Source organism: Methylobacterium currus, assembly GCF_003058325.1.
GTDB lineage: Bacteria > Pseudomonadota > Alphaproteobacteria > Rhizobiales > Beijerinckiaceae > Methylobacterium > Methylobacterium currus.
The window spans coordinates 305669-323132 of the sequence record NZ_CP028844.1 but is presented as its reverse complement, the minus strand read 5'-3'; the positions used below and the strand labels follow the sequence as shown (position 1 = coordinate 323132).

The window sequence follows — 17464 nt, the reverse complement described above, 5'->3', positions numbered from 1 at the left end:
ATACGCATCCCCGGCTGCGCCGCGCGACCTTCAGAGGCGTCCAAACCGTCCTTCGCGCATCCCAGTCCGGGCACCCCCGGGGCGGCGCGCGCACCGTCCGATTCCCGCCGGCAGGCGAGGGCGGGCGGCACACGGGTCTTCCCTGCGTCAGCCAGGGCCGAGCCCGCAGCGCATCCGGCCGAACACTTAGGTGTGGCGCAGGTCCTGCCTGCGCCGTGTTCGACAACCCCTCGCGAGGACCACGCCGTGGCATCGATCGACAGCTTCAAGGCCCGCCAGACGCTTCAGGCCGGCGGAAAAACCTACACCATCTATTCCATCCCCGCGGCCGAGACGAACGGCCTGCCGGATGCGAGCCGCCTGCCCTTCTCGATGAAGGTGCTGCTCGAGAACCTGCTCCGCTACGAGGACAACCGGTCGGTCCGCAAGGCCGACATCGAGGCCGTGGTCGGCTGGCTCGAGAACCGCGGCAAGACCGAGGTCGAGATCGCCTTCCGCCCCGCCCGCGTGCTGATGCAGGACTTCACCGGCGTGCCGGCGGTGGTCGACCTGGCCGCGATGCGCGACGCCATGGTGGCGCTCGGCGGCGATCCGCAGAAGATCAACCCGCTCGTACCGGTCGATCTCGTCATCGACCACTCGGTCATCGTCGACGAGTTCGGCACCCCGAAGGCGCTCGCCGACAACGTCGCGCTCGAATACGAGCGCAACGGCGAGCGCTACACCTTCCTGAAGTGGGGGCAGTCGGCCTTCGACAACTTCTCGGTCGTGCCCCCGGGCACCGGCATCTGCCATCAGGTCAACCTCGAGTACCTGTCGCAGACCGTCTGGACCAAGCCCTTCGAGGGCTCCGAGGTCGCCTATCCGGACTCGCTCGTCGGCACCGACTCGCACACCACGATGGTCAACGGCCTCGCGGTGCTGGGCTGGGGCGTCGGCGGCATCGAGGCCGAGGCCGCGATGCTCGGCCAGCCGCTGTCGATGCTGATCCCCGAGGTCGTCGGCTTCAAGCTGTCGGGCAAGCTGCCCGAGGGCACCACCGCCACCGACCTCGTGCTCACCGTTACCCAGATGCTGCGCAAGAAGGGCGTGGTCGGCAAGTTCGTGGAGTTCTACGGCCCCGGCCTCGACGACATGTCGGTCGCCGACCGCGCCACGATCTCCAACATGGCGCCCGAATACGGCGCGACCTGCGGCTTCTTCCCGGTCGATCAGAAGACCATCGACTTCCTGAAGGTCACGGGCCGCGCGGACGATCGTATCGCGCTCGTCGAGGCCTATGCCAAGGCGCAGGGCATGTGGCGCGATGCGAAGACCCCGGACCCGGTCTTCACCGACACGCTCGAGCTCGACATGGGCGACGTGAGGCCCTCGCTCGCCGGCCCGAAGCGTCCCCAGGACCGGGTGCTTCTCGACGGTGCCAAGCCCGGCTTCGCCCAGTCGATGGAGACCGAGTTCAAGAAGGCGGCCGACATCGCCAAGCGCTACCCCGTCGAGGGCGCCAACTTCGACATCGGCCATGGCGACGTGGTGATCGCCGCGATCACGTCCTGCACCAACACCTCGAACCCGAGCGTGATGATCGGGGCGGGGCTGCTCGCCCGCAACGCCGTCGCCAAGGGCCTGCGCTCGAAGCCGTGGGTGAAGACCTCGCTCGCGCCCGGCTCGCAGGTGGTGGCCGAGTACCTGGAGAAGGCCGGCCTGCAATCGAGCCTCGACGCGCTCGGCTTCAACCTCGTCGGCTTCGGCTGCACCACCTGCATCGGCAATTCCGGCCCGCTGCCGGCGCCGATCTCGAAGGCGATCAACGACAACGACGTGGTGGCCGCCGCGGTGCTCTCGGGCAACCGCAACTTCGAGGGCCGGGTGAATCCCGACGTGCGGGCGAACTACCTCGCCTCGCCGCCGCTCGTCGTCGCCTATGCGCTCGCCGGCTCGATGCAGATCGACATCACCACCGAGCCGCTCGGCACCGGTTCGGACGGAAAGCCCGTCTACCTGAAGGACATCTGGCCCTCGACCGCCGAGGTGCAGGAGTTCATCGAGGCCAACATCACCTCGGCCCTGTTCAAGTCGCGCTACGCCGACGTGTTCGGCGGCGACCAGAACTGGAAGGACGTCGAGGTCACCGAGGCCGAGACCTTCGCGTGGAACGGCGGCTCGACCTACGTCCAGAACCCGCCCTACTTCGTCGGGATGGAGAAGACCCCGAAGCCGGTGGAGGACGTGGTCAATGCCCGCATCCTCGGCCTGTTCCTGGACTCGATCACCACCGACCACATCTCCCCGGCCGGCAACATCCGGGCGGCCTCGCCGGCCGGCAAGTACCTGCAGGACCACCAGGTCCGCGTGCAGGACTTCAACCAGTACGGCACCCGCCGCGGCAACCATGAAGTCATGATGCGGGGCACCTTCGCCAACATCCGCATCAAGAACCAGATGGTGACGGACGAGTCCGGCAACGTGGTCGAGGGCGGCTACACCCTCTACCAGCCGTCGGGCGAGCGGATGTTCATCTATGACGCGGCGATGCGCTACGAGCAGGAGGGCACCCCGCTGGTGGTGTTCGCCGGCAAGGAGTACGGCACCGGCTCGTCGCGCGATTGGGCGGCGAAGGGCACCAAGCTGCTCGGCGTTCGGGCCGTGATCGCCGAGAGCTTCGAGCGCATCCACCGCTCGAACCTGGTCGGCATGGGCGTGGTGCCGCTGGTGTTCCAGGGCGACACGTCCTGGGCCTCGCTCGGCCTGAAGGGCGACGAGACCGTGACGATCGAGGGCCTGGCCGGCGAGCTCAAGCCGCGCCAGACGCTCACCGCCAAGATCACCTCGGCGGACGGCTCGGTGAAGGAGGTCCCGCTGACCTGCCGCATCGATACGCTCGACGAGCTGGAATACTTCCGCAACGGCGGCATCCTGCCCTACGTCCTGCGCCAGCTCGCGGCGTAAGGATTGGTCCTCTCCCCTCGGATGACGCCGGAGGGAGAGGTTCCGAAGACCCGGGAGCCCGTGACAGGGTCCCCGGGGACCGCCACCACGACGGGGGCCTTTCCGGCGGGAAGGGCCCCCGTCGCTTCTCGGGAGACGCGCGATGAGCCCGGACGACAAGATCAACGGCCTGACCACGCTCTCGGCCCGCCACGGCGAGATGATCGCCCGGCTCTCCGAGGCGCAGTCGGATGTCGCCGCCAAGCAGGTGGCCTTGCAGATGGCGGTGCGCTTCGTCGCCGGCATCCTGCGCGGGGTCGATTCCGACCATTACCGCCACCAGCTCAGCGGCTTCCTCGCCATGCTCGAGGACGCGCTGACCCGCGAGGATCCGGATTCCGACCTTGCCCGGCGGGTGCTCGACACCGTCAAGGCGACCCTGGAGCCGGAGGAGGACGAGGACGCGTGAGCCCGCAGGCCTCGTGCGGTCCCAGGCCCGCCTGATCACGTGTGCGCGAGACGATGGCCGGCACCGGAGGGGCGAACCATAACAGCCGGGGCTCCCTCCATGTCGGAGCTCGAGTCCCCGGAGTTCTCATGACCATTCTCAGGACGATCGCGGCCGCCGGCTTCACCGTCGCGGCGAGCGCCGTCGCCTTCGCCGCACCGCAGGTCGAGCGCCTGCGCGGCACGATCGAGCGCGTCGAGGCGGACGCCGTCATCATCCGCACCCGTGCCGGCGCGACGGAGACGATCCGGCTCGGCGCCGGCACGCGGGTGGCGCAGCTCGCACCCGCGAGCCTCGACCAGGTCAAGGACGGCAGCTTCATCGGCACCGCCGCCAAGGCCGGGACCAAGCCCGGCGATCCGCCGGTCGCCCTCGAAGTGCTGATCTTCCCCGAGGCGCTGCGCGGCGCCGGGGAGGGCCACTATCCGTGGGACCGGCTGCCCGACGGCGCCGGCAGCGGCCCGGTCGAGACCAGCATGACCAACGGCACGGTTAAGGCCCCCGAGGTCGAGACCAGCATGACCAACGGCACCGTCGCGGGCGCCGTCGGCGGGAGCGGCGGCCGCACCCTCACGGTCTCGTACAAGGGCCAGAGCCTGGCGGTCGCGGTGCCGCCGGGCACGCCGGTCGTGATGCTGGAGCCGGCCGACCGGGCGGTGCTGGTGCCGGGCGCCAAGGTCTTCGCCTCGGCCGTCCGGGACGGGGACCGGCTCGAGGCGCGCAGCATCTCGGTCGGCAAGGATGGCCTGACGCCGCCGATGTAGGGCAAGGCCGGATCGCGTCCCGCGGCCGGACTTAACGTGGAGTCACGCGCGGGAAACGAGACGAGATCGGCAGCGGCCCCGAGTGGATATCCTCGGGGCCGCCTTCGTTTCGGATGTCTGCCCGAAAATCGGGCGCAACTGCCCCCCAGGAAGCGCGTTGATCATGGCGAGCCGGCCCTCCGGCACAAGACATCGATCGCAAGTCATCACGCCGTGGACGCCGATCAGCGCCGCAGACCTCACCCCTCGTTTCTTGACGGAGCCGGGACCCCCGTTCCCGTAATCGCGCCATGAAGATGATCCCGAGCAATCACGCTGCGAGCTACGGCCAGACGCACGCGACCGCGTCGTCCTTCGCCGATGCGCTGCTGCTCGCCAAGCTCGGGCAGGACTTGCGATCCATGTACACCGACGTGACCGACGAGCCGGTCCCGCAGGAACTCGACACCCTGATCGGCCGGCTGCACGCCGTGCTGGGAGATGAGCCGGAGCGGGCTGGCTAGACCCTGTCCGGACTCCGTCTGTGCTCCCGGAAACCAGGACGTGACTGTACCGCGGAAGCGACAAACCCCAGAACGGTAACGCTCCGGTGCGATCACGCCTTGAGTGCGGGCGCGAAACAGTGTGGGGTGCGCCTCCCAAGCCGCCAGCCCCCCAGCCTCATGCCCTCGCTCTCCCGCATCCGCCTCGCCCTTCCGCTCGCCCTCGCCCTCGCGGTGCTCGGCGGCGCGCCCGGCGCGGGGGCCGCCACGCCGCCCGCCCAGCCGAAGGAGGGGCCGGGAGGCCAGGCCTACGCCGCCGCGAGCGTGGTGAAGCGGGTCCTGGGCCGGGCCGGCGCGGTGACGCTCGCCTATTACGGCAACGGCGCGGCCCCGGCCGAAGGACGGCCGGTCGCGGTGATGCTGCATGCCTGGGGCGCGGTGAATCCACAGGCCTACGGCGCCTGGATCGAGCATCTCGCGCGCTCAGGCACCCTCGTGCTGTTCCCGCGGTTCCAGGAGGTGGGGCGGACCCGGCCGGTCGATGCGAGCGGCATCGCCGCGACCCTGGTCAAGGACGCCCTGGCCGAGCTCGCCGGCGACCAGGAGGCCAAGCCCGACCTGGGCCGGGTGGCGCTGATCGGCCACCTCGCCGGCGTGCCGTTGGCGGCGAACCTCGCGGCTCACGCCAAGGAGACCGGCCTGCCGGTGCCGCGGCTGATCTTCGGCGCCATGCCGGGCGGCATCGCCCGGGACGACAAGGCCCGGGGCATCGCCCTGCACGACCTCAACAATATCGACCCCGCCACGCTGATCGTCACGGTGATCGGCGACCGGGACGCCCGCGCCGCCGACATCGCCGCCCGGCGCGTGATGCGGGAGGCGAGCGCCGTGCCGACCGACCACAAGCTGATGGTCCGCGCCCTCTCCGACGATCACGGCTTCCCGGCGCTTTCCGCCACCCTGGCCGCGCCCGCCGGCACCAACCCGGCCTACGACTTAGGCCAGCTGAAGCTGCCGACCCCCGATCCGAAGCAGAAGCCGGCGCCGTTCAAGTGGTCGGCCGACATGACCCTCACCGGCGAGCAGACCGTGCTGGTCGGGCAGATCAACGGCGCCGGCACCGACAGCCTCGATTATCTTGCCTTCTGGAAGACCTTCGACATGGCGGCGGCCGCCGCCTTCTCGGGCCAGAGCGCCGCGAGCCTGAAGGGCAACCCGCGCTTCATCGACATGGAACGCTGGAGCGACGGCTGGCCGGTGCGCCGCCTCAGCGTCGAGACCCCGCGCCCGCCGGCCCCGCCCAAGCCCGCGGCGGTGGGTGCGCCGGCGCCGGTGCCGACGAAGCCCGCCGCCAAGCCGATGCCCGGGCGAGGGCAGTGATCGGGCGCACGGATTGGTGATCGCAAATCATCCCAGCCGCGGTTTCATCTCATCCTGAGGTCGTTGGTACGATTACCCATAATAAAAAGTATGAGGAATTCGATGAAGCTCTTCTACGCCAAGACCTCGCCCTTCGTCCGCAAGGTGCTGGTCGTCGCCCACGAACTCGGGTTGTTCGAGCGTCTGGAGCTGCTTGCGGCCGCGGCCCACCCGATCAACCGCGACGCGACCATCCGGACGCAGAATCCGCTCGCTCAAGTGCCGACCTTGATCCTCGACGACGGCACGATGCTCGCCGACAGCCGGGTGATCTGCGAGTATCTCGACCATGTCGGGCAGGGCGGTGTCTTCCCGGCGCCCGGCCCCGCGCGCTGGGCTGCGCTCACTGCGCAATCGACCGGCGACGGCCTGCTCGATGCGGCTTTGCTCTGCGTCTACGAGACCCGGGTGCGGCAGGAGAGCGAGCGCTCGCCGGCCTGGGTCGCCGGCCAGCGGGAGAAGATCGTCGATGCGCTGGCGCAGATCGAGGCGGCGGCGCCAGGCCTCGGCGAGCGGATCGACATCGCCACCATCACGTATGGCTGCGCCCTGGGCTACCTCGACCTGCGCCTGCCCGATCTGGGTTGGCGCGAGCGCGCCCCGGCGGCGGCGTCGTGGTACGCGCGGTTCGGTGAGCGCCCGTCGATGCAGGCGACCCGGCCGGAGTGAGGACCGGATCCCGGTGATTTGGCGCGGCTCTTGCTGCGTCGGACCCGCTCCGCCCGCGGGTTTTCTCGCCCAAGATCGTCACTCCGATGAACGACTTTGTCGCGCTCCTCCTCGCCGCCCTGACCTTTTGCCTCGGCTACTGGGCCGCCGGCCTCGCCGTGCGCCTCGCCGTGCGGCTCGATCTCGGCCACGCCCATCTGGGCGAGGGAAACCTCGCTCAGGTCTGCCTCGCCCTGGCGGTGGCGGTCGTCGCCTGGCGCTTCGCCAGGGGGGCGGGATCGGCTCGGGCCTGACCCGGGCGACGGCCATCCATGCGGGCGGTTCCTAGCCGCCCTGCTTCACCGCCCGTTGCGCGGAGCCGGTCTTTGTCGCGAGTCTCCGTCGAGCACGGAGGCTCGGGCCATGTCGACACGCCTGCTGAAGAAGACCGCGATCGTGTTCGGTGCGGGCTCCGCCGGCACCGGCTGGGGCAACGGCAAGGCCGTGGCGGTGGCCTTCGCCCGGGAGGGCGCCCGGGTGATCTGCGTCGACCGCGGCTTCGCCGCCGCGGAGGAGACGGCGCAGCTCATCGCCGAGGAGGGCAACGAGGCCGAGGCCCTCTGCGCCGACGTCACCGATTACGACGCGGTGGCGAGGGCGGTGGCGACCGGGGAAGCCCGCTTCGGCCGCATCGACATCCTGCACAACAATGTCGGCCTGCCGGAGGCCGGCGGCCCCGAGGACCTCGACGAGGAAACCTGGCGCCGGGCGATCGAGGTCAATGTCGGCGGCGTCTGGCGCACCTGCAAGGCGGTGCTGCCGGGGATGCGGGCGCGGCGGTCCGGTGCGGTGGTCAACATCTCGTCGGTCGCCTCCCGGCGCTGGACCGGCACCCCGGCGTTCGCCTACGCGGCCGCCAAGGCGGCGGTGAACCAGGCCACGATCTCGGTGGCGATGCAGTATGCCCGCGACGGCATCCGGGCCAACGCGATCCTGCCGGGGCTGCTCGACACCACCCTCGCCGACGAGTGCCGCGGCGCCGGCACCCCGGATGCGGGCCGTGACCGCCGGGTGCCGCTCGGCCGCCTCGGCGAGGCCTGGGACATCGCCCATGCGGCGGTCTTCCTGGCCTCGGACGAGGCCCGGTTCATCACCGGCGTATGCCTGCCGGTGGATGGCGGCCAGAGCTGCAGCATGGTGGCCCTGGCCTGAACGGCCCGATCGGGGCACGGCCCGCCGGAAACAATGTGGCGGAAGCGTTACAGCTGGGGCCGAAGCGATCGCCGCGGCCAAGCTCATCTTTCCCGCCCACGCGGCGACGGTTAGGCTGACCGGCATAACGGCGCGGCGGGCCCGGACGGGGCCGCTCTTGCGCCGCCGGGAGCCGGCCTCCAGAAACCTCGCGGGAGTGATCCTCGCAGGGTTTCCCGGGGGTGCGGCTTCGCGCCATCCGGGAAAGCGACCGAATGCGGACGACAATGAAGGCTGCCTTGAACGCGCGGGCCGCCCGCCGCGTCGCGGCCGTGGCGACCTTGGCCGTGCTCGCGGGCTGCGCCACGCCGGTGCTGACCCAGACCGGCCTTCTGACGAACTACGATCACCTGACGCCGAGCGAGGCGACCGCCACCAAGTCGCGGATCTTCATCGACAAGGCCGCGATGTCACGGGTGCGGACCGTCCGCATCATCCCCACCACCTTCTCGGCGGCGGTGTCCGGCCCCGGCGTGACCGAGCAGGAGCGCCGGGTCGTCTCCAACGCGGCGGACCGGGCGCTCTGCTACGAGCTGTCGCTGCGCTACGACGTGGTCTCGTCCGGCCCGGCCGACCTGACCGTGCGGGCGAACGTCACCCGCGCCGGCCTCACCAACGTGCCGGCCTCCGGCGTCGCCGTCGGCGCCTCGGCGGCGATCACGATCGCCGCGCAGGTCGGCGTCGGCTTCGCCGACACCATCGGCAAGGTGCCTGTGCCGCGCCTGCCGATCGGGCTCGGCGACCTCACGGTCGAGGCCGAGGCCCTGGATGCCCGCCGCCAGCAGCGCGCCGCGATGGTGTGGGCCGGGGGCGCCAACTCCTTCACCAACCAGGCCCGCTTCTCGGCCATCGCCGACATCTACGACCTTGCCGGCGATTTCGGGCAGGATTTCGGCTCGTATCTCGCCACCGGCGAGGACCCGTTCGAGTCCGAGCTGACCATCCCGACCTACGAGCGCATCCGCGTGACGATGCTGGGCGAGATGCCCCGCGATCCCGACTGCCAGGCCTTCGGCCGGGCGCCTGGCGTGGACGGCATCATCGGCGATTCCTTCGGCCTGCCGCCGGACTGGACCGACAAGGGGCCGACGGCCGGGCGATAGCGAGGGCAGGGCGTCTCAGCTCAATGATGGCTTGGCGGTCATAAATCGCGGCCCCGAGAGCCAGATCGAGGAGGATGCCGGCCGCCACCGCCGCGAGGGCGGGGCCCGGCCCGACGCCGCGGTCGGTCAGCACAGCCGCCGCCGCGTCGAACCGCCAGAGCCCGACGAGGCCCGAGCCGAGCCAGAACAGGCTCAAGCCGCCGACGACGACCGGTTTCAGGAGCCAGAGCCGGCCGAACCAGCGCTCCTGCACCGTGGAGGGGAGGCCGGCGCAGGCTGGCGCGGAGCCCCGTCAGTACCGGCCCGCCGCCAGGGCCCGGCGCGCCGGTGACGCCCTCGGTGACCTGGACGAGGGCGGTGCTGCGCAGGGGCGAGCGCCAGCCGAGCCGGCCGAGACCGTCGCTGACGGCCACGCCCGGCCGCACGAGGAAGAGCGGCACCGCGAGGATCGTGGCCGGCGGATGCCCGAGCCAGGCCCGGAACGCCGCCACCACGTCGCTCAAGGGATGCGCCTCATCCTCGACGAGATCGTCGGCTGCTCGCGCCGGCACTCGCCCCTCGATGGCGAGGCGCACGGCCTCGGCCACATCCTCCACATGCACAATCTGGATCGGCCCGGCGCCATCGACCACGGGGAGGAGGAGCGGCGCGGAGGCGAGCGGCCCGCAGCAGAGCGGTTCCCCCATAGGCGGTGGGGGCCAGCACGAGGCCGGGGCGCAGGATCGTCCAGTCGAGGTCTGCTTGCGCCAGGGCGGCATCGGCCGCATCCTTGGTGCGCAGGAAGGCGGTCCGGGCGTCCGGGGCGGCGCCGACGGTGGAGACCTGCACGACCCGTCGGATCTCGGCCTCGGCGCAGGCCCGGAACAGGGCCCGCATGGCGATGTCCTGGACGGCGTGCACGTCGTCGCGCGGTCCAGTCCTGCAGCACGCCCGCGCAGTTCACCACCGCATCGCAGCCGGCGATCAGCGGCTGCCACGCGGCGGGCTCGCTCAAGGCCGCGATGTCGCGGTCGATCCAGGTCGCCTCGAGAAAGCGGCGCCTCGCCGACCCGGTGTCGCGCCGGAGGGCGACCACGGCGTGACCGGCATCGAGCAGGCGGAGGAGCACGGCGGAGCCGATCAGGCCGTAGCCGCCGAGTACCAGGATCGGCATCGGGCGACGGCCTCCGGGTGAGACGCTCCCCGCCGATTCGCCTAAGGGTCGCCCACGCTGCAAGATCGACGTCGAAACGGTCTCGCCCGGAGGTTACGATGATCGTGGGGCAGCCCGCCGTCCAGGCAGGCTGCCCCACGACGTCTTCGCCTAGAAATAGGACTTCAGCGGGCCGCGCCGGCGCACGTCGAGCGTGGCGCAGTGGAACGAGCCGCCGAACGGACCGTAGGACAGGAACGGCGTCGGGATCGGGTCGAAGCCCCAATCCTTGAGCGCCTTGATCAGGGTCGGCTGGCTCGCATCGACCACGATCTTCTTCTCGTCAATGGCGAGCACGTTGATCGAGGTCCAGGGCGAGCACATCGAGATCTTGCTCATGAAGCCCTCGACGGGGTCGGGGCGGGGCGCGATCAGCACGTCCCATTTCTTGAGCACCGCCGGCAGCTTTTCGACGTCGATGTAGTCGGGGTTGACCAGCACCTTGCCGGGGGCGAGCGGCATGAACGACGAGTCGATGTGCATCGGCTGCGGGCAGCGGCTCTCGATCTCGTGGATGCGGAAGCCCGGCCCGAGGTGCCGGCGCAGCCACTCGATGCCCATCAGATTCGTCACGTTGGAGCGGGTGACGAACAGGTCTCGGCCGCAGCGCACGAAGTCGGCCGCGTCGAAGACCGGCTCGAACTCGTTGACCGTGAACTGCATCGGCTCGCCGGCCTTCAGGTTCGGCACCCGGTAATCGTAGTTGTAGAGCTCGTCGGTGAGCTGGGGCCGCGGCGCCGAGGTCCATCGCGCGCCGGCCCGGAAGTACTCCTTGAACAGCGAGCGGTAGGCGTCGCCCTCGAAGTAGCGCGAGCGCCAGCACATCGGGCTCTCGATGATCTCGTCGCCGATCACCAGGTACGGATCGCGCGGGCAGGCGACGCAGAAGCCGCGCGACGACCAGCGCGGCGCCCGGAACTTCTTCGAGAAGTCGACCGAATCCGGGCGACGGATCTTCACGCCCTCGCCGGCCAGGATCTTGATGAAGCCGTCCAGCTCCTGCTGGGCCAGCTTCTTCATGAATTTCGGGTACTTCCAGCCCGAGGCGAGCCGGTAGAACGGCTGGGCGGCCCGCGGCAGGTTGAAGATCACCGTCAGGTGGTGGGTCGGGATCGTGGCGCCGTCGAGCGAGCCGACGATCACCTCCTCCAGCGGGTCCCACTCGTTCCAGGCCATGACCGGCGATTGCGGCGCCGGGGCCCGGCCCGGGGCGTCATCCTGGAAGGCGGCCAGGTCGCGTGCGGCTGCAACGTCGAGCGCGCCGCGCTCGGCCTCGAAGGTCGTCTCCCGATCCATGCTGTTCATCCCCTGACGGCCGTCACGAGCGGCCTCCCTTCGCGGCTCCGGCCCCCGCCGGCCGAAACGGGGCGGGGAGGAAGCTGCGCCATAACATAGGCTTGCGGCGTTGCTTGGGCGGCAATGCTTTGGGCTGGCCCGCCGCGCCGGTGGAGCATGCCGGTTTCGCCGGCACTGTGTCCGGGCGGTGATAGACAGCGCCCATCAAAGCTGCAACGTGCCGGGATGCAACGGCGCTGCTTTGTTTCGACTCCGTTGCCGGAATGGCGCGCCCCCGGGGCCCCTGCCGCTGCGACAGAAAGAGGGTCATGAAGCGACTGACGACACTGGGCCTGATCGCCGGCCTGTGCACCGTGATCGGCCTGTTCGTCTCCTCGGGGCCGGAGGCGGTCGCGGAAGCCCTGTGGGCGTCCGGCTGGGGCGCGCTGCTGGTCGTGGCGGCGCGTTTCGTGGCCGTCGCCTGGGCGGGCCTCGGCTGGTGGGTGGTGTTTCCCCGCGGCGAGAGGCCGCTGCTGCGGGCTTGCGTCAGCGTGCGCTTCGTGCGCGAAGGCATCAACACGCTCCTCCCGGTGGCGCAGGTCGGCGGCGACCTGATCGGCGCCCGGCTGCTCACGCGCCAGGGTGTGACCGGCGCGCTGTCGGGCGCCAGCACCCTCGTCGACCTGATGGTCCAGGCGCTGACCCAGTTCCTGTTCACGCTGGCCGGCCTCGGCATCCTGGTGGCGCTCGGGGGCGACGGGCCGATCGTGCATTACGTCGGCCTCGGCCTCGTGGTGGCGGCGCCGGCCCTGCTGGCCTTCTACCTGGTGCAGCGCCGCTTCGGGCAGAGCCTGCTCCAGGCGGCGATCAACCGCTTCGCCGGCGGGCGCGAGTGGCGGATCTTCGGGGCGGTCGACGTGCTGTTCGAGCGCCTGCGCGGCCTCTACGCCGCCCGCGGCCGCATTGTCACCGCCATCGGCACGCATCTGTTCGGCTGGATCATCGGCACCCTCGAGGTCTGGATCGCGCTCCGCTTCATGGGCTACGAGGTCGGCTTCCTCGAGGCGATCGTGATCGAGAGCCTGGCCCAGGCGGTGCGCGGCGCCGCCTTCGCGGTGCCGGGCGCGCTCGGCGCCCAGGAGGGCGGCCTGATCGCGCTCTGCGCGGTGTTCGGCATCCCGGCCGAGGCGGCGCTCGCCCTGTCGCTGATCAAGCGCCTCGCCGACCTCGCGGTCGGGCTGCCGAGCCTGATGCTCTGGCACGCCATGGAGAACGACGTCGCCCAGGGCCGCTCCGCGGCGGCCGGGATCGGCGCGGCCCTGCGGGCGCGCTTTCGCCCGCGCCCGGCCCCGTTGCGGCAGGCGCCGATGCCCGCCTACGGCTACGCCGCGGCGCCCGCCGACGGCAAAGGAGAGTGATCTGGTGCAGACCCGACGCGAGACCCTGCGCAGCCTGACGATCGCCGGCCTCCTGGTGGCCGCGCTGCCGGCCCTGGCCCAGATCCCGGCCGCCGCCCCGGCGGCCGGGGAGGGCGACCCGGCCGTCGCGACCGTGCGGCGCATGACCGACGCCCTCGAGGCCGCGCTCAAGGCCGGCGACGTGCGTGCCCGGGCCGAGATCCTGTCCGGCCCGATGAAGGCGAATTTCGACCTCCCGGCGATGCTGCGCCTCGGCGTCGGCACCCGCTGGAAGGAGATCCCGGCCGAGAAGCAGCAGGCCCTGATCGCCGCCTTCGAGCCCTATCTGGCGGCGACCTACGCCACGCGGCTCGGCGCCGCGACGGGCAGCACCTTCGCCATCGACCCGAAGAGCGAGCCCCGCGGCAACGGCCACATCGTCCACGTCACGGTGACCGACGGCAGCGGCGACACCTCCCCGGTCGATTACGTGCTGAACACCGACAACCGGATCACCGACGTCTACCTCCAGGGCACGGTGAGCGAAGCCGGCACCCTGCGCACCGGCTTCACCGAGCCGCTGCAGGAGGGCGGGCCCGACGGCCTCCTGGCTCACCTGCGCAAGTCCACCGAGACGATGCTGGCGGCGCCGGCGCCCAAGAGCCCGACTTCCACGGCCCCGGCCGCCAAGTAGTCGCGACGCCGCCGCTCCGCGACGGTCGGCGGCCCCCGGCCCCGACCCGCAGACCCAACCCACAACACACCCGCCGCGCGTTCCGTGCGGCCAACTCTCTCCCAGGGATCGCCGCCCGCCATGGAATGGACCTGGATCTCCGCCCTGTTGCTCGTCCTGGCGCTCGCCGGATGCGTCTACGGCCTGACGACCGCCTGGCTCGCTGGGCGCCTCGCACGCCGCCCGGTGCCGCGCCTCGCCTCCGGGGCAGCACGCCCCTCCGTGACCCTGCTCAAGCCGCTCTGCGGCGACGAGCCGAACCTCTACCTGAACCTCACCACCTTCTGCACCCAGGCCTATGCGGGCGCGATGCAGGTGGTCTTCGGGGTGCAGAACGCGGCCGATCCGGCGATCGCCGTGGTGCACCGGCTCCAGGCCGAGCACCCTGATCTGCGCATCGACCTGGTGATCGACGCCCGCCAGCACGGCTCGAACCGCAAGGTCTCGAACCTCATCAACATGGCGGGGCTGATCGCCCACGACGTGGTGGTGCTGGCCGACAGCGACATGGTGGTGGCGCCCGACTATCTCGAGCGCATCGTCGCCGAGCTGGGCCAGCCGGGCGTGTCCGGCGTGACCTGCCTGTATCACGGCCTGCCCGCCAACCGTGGCGTCTGGGCCCATCTCTCGGCGCTCGCGATCGACACCCAGTTCCTGCCGAACGTGCTGATGGGCACGGGCTTAGGCCTCGCCGATCCGTGCTTCGGCTCGACCATCGCGTTCCGCACCGAGATGCTCGCCCGCATCGGCGGCTTCGAGGCGATCCGCAACGATCTGGCCGACGACTACACCCTCGGGGCGGCGCTCCGCGCCCAGGGTGGCGTCGTGGCGATCCCGAACTTCACCATCGGGCACACTTGCGTCGACACCTCGCTCTCCGGCCTGTGGCGCCACGAGACCCGGTGGAACCGCACCATCCGCAACGTCGACCCGGTGGGTTACGCCGGCACGCTGGTCACCCACGCCTTTCCGCTGGCGCTGATCGCGGCGCTCCTGCCCGATTCGGGCGCCTACACCCTCGCCACCGCCGCCCTGGCGCTGGCCTGCCGGATCGTGCTGTGCATGCGGGTCGAGCGGGCCTTCGGCCTCGAGCCGCACCCCTACTGGCTGCTGCCGATCCGCGACCTCCTGTCCTTCGCCGGCTTCGCCTGGTGCTTCATGTCCGGCGCCGTGACTTGGAAAGGTCATGATTATCGGGTCGTTGCGGACGGTACGCTGATCCCGGATTCCGGCCTCGCCCGCGAGTCCGGCGCTCCCTCGACTTAAAATACCTCATCGGGCCGCCCGGCGGCCTCACCGGCCGCATCCGCGGCCTCCTCTCCTCAAGAGACGATCCACCCGATGATGCGGACCCTCTTCCTCCAGGCCCCCACCTTCGACGGCTTCGACGGCGGCGCCGGCTCGCGCTACCAGGCCAAGCGCGAGATCAAGTCGTTCTGGTACCCGACCTGGCTCGCCCAGCCGGCCGCCCTGGTGCCGAACTCCAAGCTGATCGACGCGCCGCCGCACGACATCAAGCTGCCGGAGATCGTGGCCCAGGCCAACGACTTCGACCTCGTGGTGCTGCACACCTCGGTGCCGTCGTTCAAGTCGGACGTGAAGACCATCGAGGCGCTGAAGGCGGCCAACCCCAAGCTGATCGCCGGCCTGATCGGCGCCAAGGTGGCGGTGGACGCCGCCGGGTCGATGGCCCAGGCGCCGGTGGTCGATTTTTGCGCCCGCAACGAGTTCGACTTCACCGTCAAGGAGGTCGCCGAGGGCGTGCCGATGGCGGAGATCAAGGGTCTCTCCTACCGGGATGCCGACGGTGTCGTGGTCCATAACCCGGACCGCGAGATCATGACCGACATGGACCAGCTGCCGTTCGTGACCTCGGTCTACAAGCGCGACCTGCAGATGGAGAAGTACTTCATCGGCTACCTGAAGCACCCCTACATCTCGTTCTATTCGGGCCGGGGCTGCAAGTCGCGCTGCACCTTCTGCCTGTGGCCGCAGACGGTCGGCGGCCACACCTATCGCACCCGCTCGGTCGCGCACGTGATCGAGGAGATCAAGTACTGCCTGAAGGAGTTCCCGCAGACCAAGGAGTTCTTCTTCGACGACGACACCTTCACCGACAACCTGCCGCGCGCGGAAGAGATCGCCCGCGAGCTCGGCAAGCTCGGCGTGACCTGGTCGTGCAACGCCAAGGCCAACGTGCCGCGCGAGACCCTGAAGGTTCTGAAGGAGAACGGCCTGCGCCTGCTGCTGGTCGGCTACGAGTCGGGCAACCAGCAGATCCTGCACAACATCAAGAAGGGCATGCGGGTCGAGGTCGCGGAGAAGTTCACGAAGGACTGCCACGAGCTCGGCATCGCCATCCACGGCACCTTCATCCTCGGCCTGCCCGGCGAGACCAAGGAGACGATCCAGGAGACGATCGCCTTCGCCAAGCGGATCAACCCGCACACCATCCAGGTCTCGCTCGCAGCACCCTATCCGGGCACCTTCCTGTACAAGCAGGCGGTGGAGAACGGCTGGCTCGACAAGGACAACGCCGAGCTGGTCGACGAGAATGGCGTGCAGATCGCGCCGCTGCACTACCCGCACCTGTCCCACACCGAGATCTTTAACTCGGTGGAGGAGTTCTACAAGAAGTTCTACTTCCGCGCCCCGAAGATCGCCTCGATCGTCAGCGAGATGGTGCGCTCACCCGACATGATGAAGCGGCGCCTGCGCGAGGGCGTCGAGTTCTGGCACTTCCTGCGCGAGCGCCAGGGCGTCGCCAAGAAGGCGGCCTGAATCGAGAGGCGTGAGCCTTCACGCCTGACACGCCTGCCTTGAAGCGGGTGCGAGCCTCTCCGTCCGCCCGGACGGGGAGGCTCTTTCGTATCGCGAGACTTGAGCCGCCCATGACCATGCCCGCGCCCCGCAAGCGCCTCGTCGTCACCTCGGACGATTTCGGCCTCTCGCCCCAGGTCAACGCAGCGGTGGAGCAGGCCCACCGGCACGGCATCCTCACCGCGGCGAGCCTGATGGTCTCCGCACCCGCCGCCGCCGACGCGCTGGCGCGGGCCCGGGCGATGCCGTCCCTGCGGGTGGGGCTGCACCTCGTGCTGGTCGAGGCCTGGCCGACCCTGCCGGCGGCGGAGCTGCCCGATCTTACCGACGGCGCCGGGCTCATGCGGGCCGACCAGGCGCGGCTCGGTCTCGACCTGGCACTGAAGGCCCGCGCCCGGCGCCAGCTCGAGGCCGAGATCCGGGCGCAGTTCGAGGCCTTCCGGGCGACCGGGCTGCCCCTCGACCACGTCAACGCGCACAAGCACTTCCACATCCACCCGATCATCGCCGGGATGGTGTTGGCGGTCGGGCGCGATTACGGGATGCGGGCGATCCGAGTGCCGCGCGAGCCGCGGGACACCTTGCGCCGCGCCGAGCCCGGGACGACGCCCGGCCTCGCCCTCGACACCGCGCCGTGGTCGGCCCTGCTGCGCGCCCGGGCCCGGCGCGCCGGTCTTCTCGTCCCCGACCGCGTGCTCGGCCTCGCCTGGTCGGGGGCGATGATGCCCGCCCGGGTCCAGGCCCTGCTGGGCCAGCTGCCGGACGGGCTGACCGAGCTCTACCTGCACCCCGCCACCGATGGCGGCTTCCCCGGCGAGGCGCCGGGCTACGCCTATGCTCAGGAACTCGCCGCCCTGGTGGCGCCCGGCAGCCGGGCGGCGCTGGCGGCTTCGGGTGCCGTGACGGGCGGTTTCTCGGATTTCTCTCGCTGAGGCGCCGCCGGCTCG

Annotated in this window: 16 protein-coding genes and 1 pseudogene; 14 read left to right on the top strand and 3 right to left on the bottom strand. The window is 70.6% G+C overall.

What is annotated here, in order from left to right; genetic code table 11:
* The first annotated feature begins 246 nt into the window (after positions 1 to 246).
* The 9 genes from acnA (at position 247) to DA075_RS31555 (ending at position 9100) form a co-directional block, all read left to right on the top strand.
* On the top strand, positions 247 to 2946 hold the full coding sequence (acnA, locus tag DA075_RS31595; RefSeq protein ID WP_099957099.1) for an aconitate hydratase AcnA: 2700 nt from the start codon (positions 247 to 249) through the stop codon (positions 2944 to 2946).
* A gap of 142 nt (positions 2947 to 3088) precedes the next feature.
* Positions 3089 to 3394, top strand: a complete 306-nt coding sequence (locus DA075_RS31590) for a hypothetical protein (protein WP_099957098.1) — start codon at positions 3089 to 3091, stop codon at positions 3392 to 3394.
* A 128-nt stretch (positions 3395 to 3522) separates the two neighbouring features.
* On the top strand, positions 3523 to 4197 hold the full coding sequence (locus DA075_RS31585) for a metal ABC transporter permease (protein WP_099957097.1): 675 nt from the start codon (positions 3523 to 3525) through the stop codon (positions 4195 to 4197).
* Positions 4198 to 4487: 290 nt separating this feature from the next.
* Positions 4488 to 4700, top strand: coding sequence for a NepR family anti-sigma factor (locus tag DA075_RS31580; RefSeq protein ID WP_099957096.1), 213 nt, complete (start codon positions 4488 to 4490; stop codon positions 4698 to 4700).
* A 159-nt stretch (positions 4701 to 4859) separates the two neighbouring features.
* On the top strand, positions 4860 to 6059 hold the full coding sequence (locus DA075_RS31575) for an alpha/beta hydrolase (RefSeq protein WP_099957095.1): 1200 nt from the start codon (positions 4860 to 4862) through the stop codon (positions 6057 to 6059).
* 102 nt (positions 6060 to 6161) lie between these two features.
* Positions 6162 to 6767, top strand: a complete 606-nt coding sequence (locus DA075_RS31570; RefSeq protein ID WP_099957094.1) for a glutathione S-transferase — start codon at positions 6162 to 6164, stop codon at positions 6765 to 6767.
* Between the two features lie 86 nt (positions 6768 to 6853).
* A complete protein-coding gene (locus DA075_RS31565) occupies positions 6854 to 7060 on the top strand; it encodes a hypothetical protein (RefSeq protein ID WP_099957093.1) in 207 nt (68 codons plus the stop codon).
* 109 nt (positions 7061 to 7169) lie between these two features.
* Positions 7170 to 7958, top strand: a complete 789-nt coding sequence (locus DA075_RS31560) for an SDR family NAD(P)-dependent oxidoreductase (protein ID WP_099957092.1) — start codon at positions 7170 to 7172, stop codon at positions 7956 to 7958.
* A gap of 266 nt (positions 7959 to 8224) precedes the next feature.
* Positions 8225 to 9100 carry a DUF3313 domain-containing protein gene (locus tag DA075_RS31555; RefSeq protein ID WP_244936699.1) on the top strand — a complete coding sequence of 292 codons (876 nt, stop codon included), beginning with the start codon at positions 8225 to 8227 and terminating at the stop codon, positions 9098 to 9100.
* 513 nt (positions 9101 to 9613) lie between these two features.
* Here DA075_RS31555 and DA075_RS38705 read toward each other — a convergent pair.
* The 3 genes and pseudogenes from DA075_RS38705 to DA075_RS31545 all read right to left on the bottom strand — a co-directional run bounded on the left by DA075_RS38705 (position 9614) and on the right by DA075_RS31545 (position 11468).
* Positions 9614 to 9976: an NAD(P)H-binding protein gene (locus DA075_RS38705; protein ID WP_420813175.1), complete on the bottom strand. Its 363-nt coding sequence runs from the start codon at positions 9974 to 9976 to the stop codon at positions 9614 to 9616.
* 91 nt (positions 9977 to 10067) lie between these two features.
* Positions 10068 to 10253 (bottom strand): annotated as a pseudogene (locus tag DA075_RS38700) (NAD-dependent epimerase/dehydratase family protein); the annotation flags it as partial.
* 150 nt (positions 10254 to 10403) lie between these two features.
* Entirely contained in the window at positions 10404 to 11468 is a 1065-nt protein-coding gene (locus DA075_RS31545) for an amidinotransferase (protein ID WP_414468209.1), read from the bottom strand.
* Positions 11469 to 11896: 428 nt separating this feature from the next.
* On the opposite strand from DA075_RS31545, the gene DA075_RS31540 reads away from it, so the two are divergent.
* The 5 genes from DA075_RS31540 (at position 11897) to hpnK (ending at position 17449) form a co-directional block, all read left to right on the top strand.
* Positions 11897 to 12985: a lysylphosphatidylglycerol synthase domain-containing protein gene (locus tag DA075_RS31540; protein ID WP_099957089.1), complete on the top strand. Its 1089-nt coding sequence runs from the start codon at positions 11897 to 11899 to the stop codon at positions 12983 to 12985.
* 4 nt (positions 12986 to 12989) lie between these two features.
* Positions 12990 to 13658, top strand: coding sequence for an MlaC/ttg2D family ABC transporter substrate-binding protein (locus tag DA075_RS31535; RefSeq protein WP_099957088.1), 669 nt, complete (start codon positions 12990 to 12992; stop codon positions 13656 to 13658).
* A 120-nt stretch (positions 13659 to 13778) separates the two neighbouring features.
* Positions 13779 to 14963: a bacteriohopanetetrol glucosamine biosynthesis glycosyltransferase HpnI gene (hpnI, locus tag DA075_RS31530; RefSeq protein WP_099957087.1), complete on the top strand. Its 1185-nt coding sequence runs from the start codon at positions 13779 to 13781 to the stop codon at positions 14961 to 14963.
* Positions 14964 to 15041: 78 nt separating this feature from the next.
* The gene (hpnJ, locus tag DA075_RS31525; RefSeq protein WP_099957560.1) at positions 15042 to 16478 is read left to right on the top strand and encodes a hopanoid biosynthesis associated radical SAM protein HpnJ; all 1437 of its coding nucleotides are present in this window, start codon (positions 15042 to 15044) and stop codon (positions 16476 to 16478) included.
* A 116-nt stretch (positions 16479 to 16594) separates the two neighbouring features.
* Positions 16595 to 17449 (top strand): hopanoid biosynthesis-associated protein HpnK, encoded by an 855-nt coding sequence (hpnK, locus tag DA075_RS31520; RefSeq protein WP_099957559.1) that lies wholly within the window; start codon positions 16595 to 16597, stop codon positions 17447 to 17449.
* The last annotated feature ends 15 nt before the right edge of the window (positions 17450 to 17464 follow it).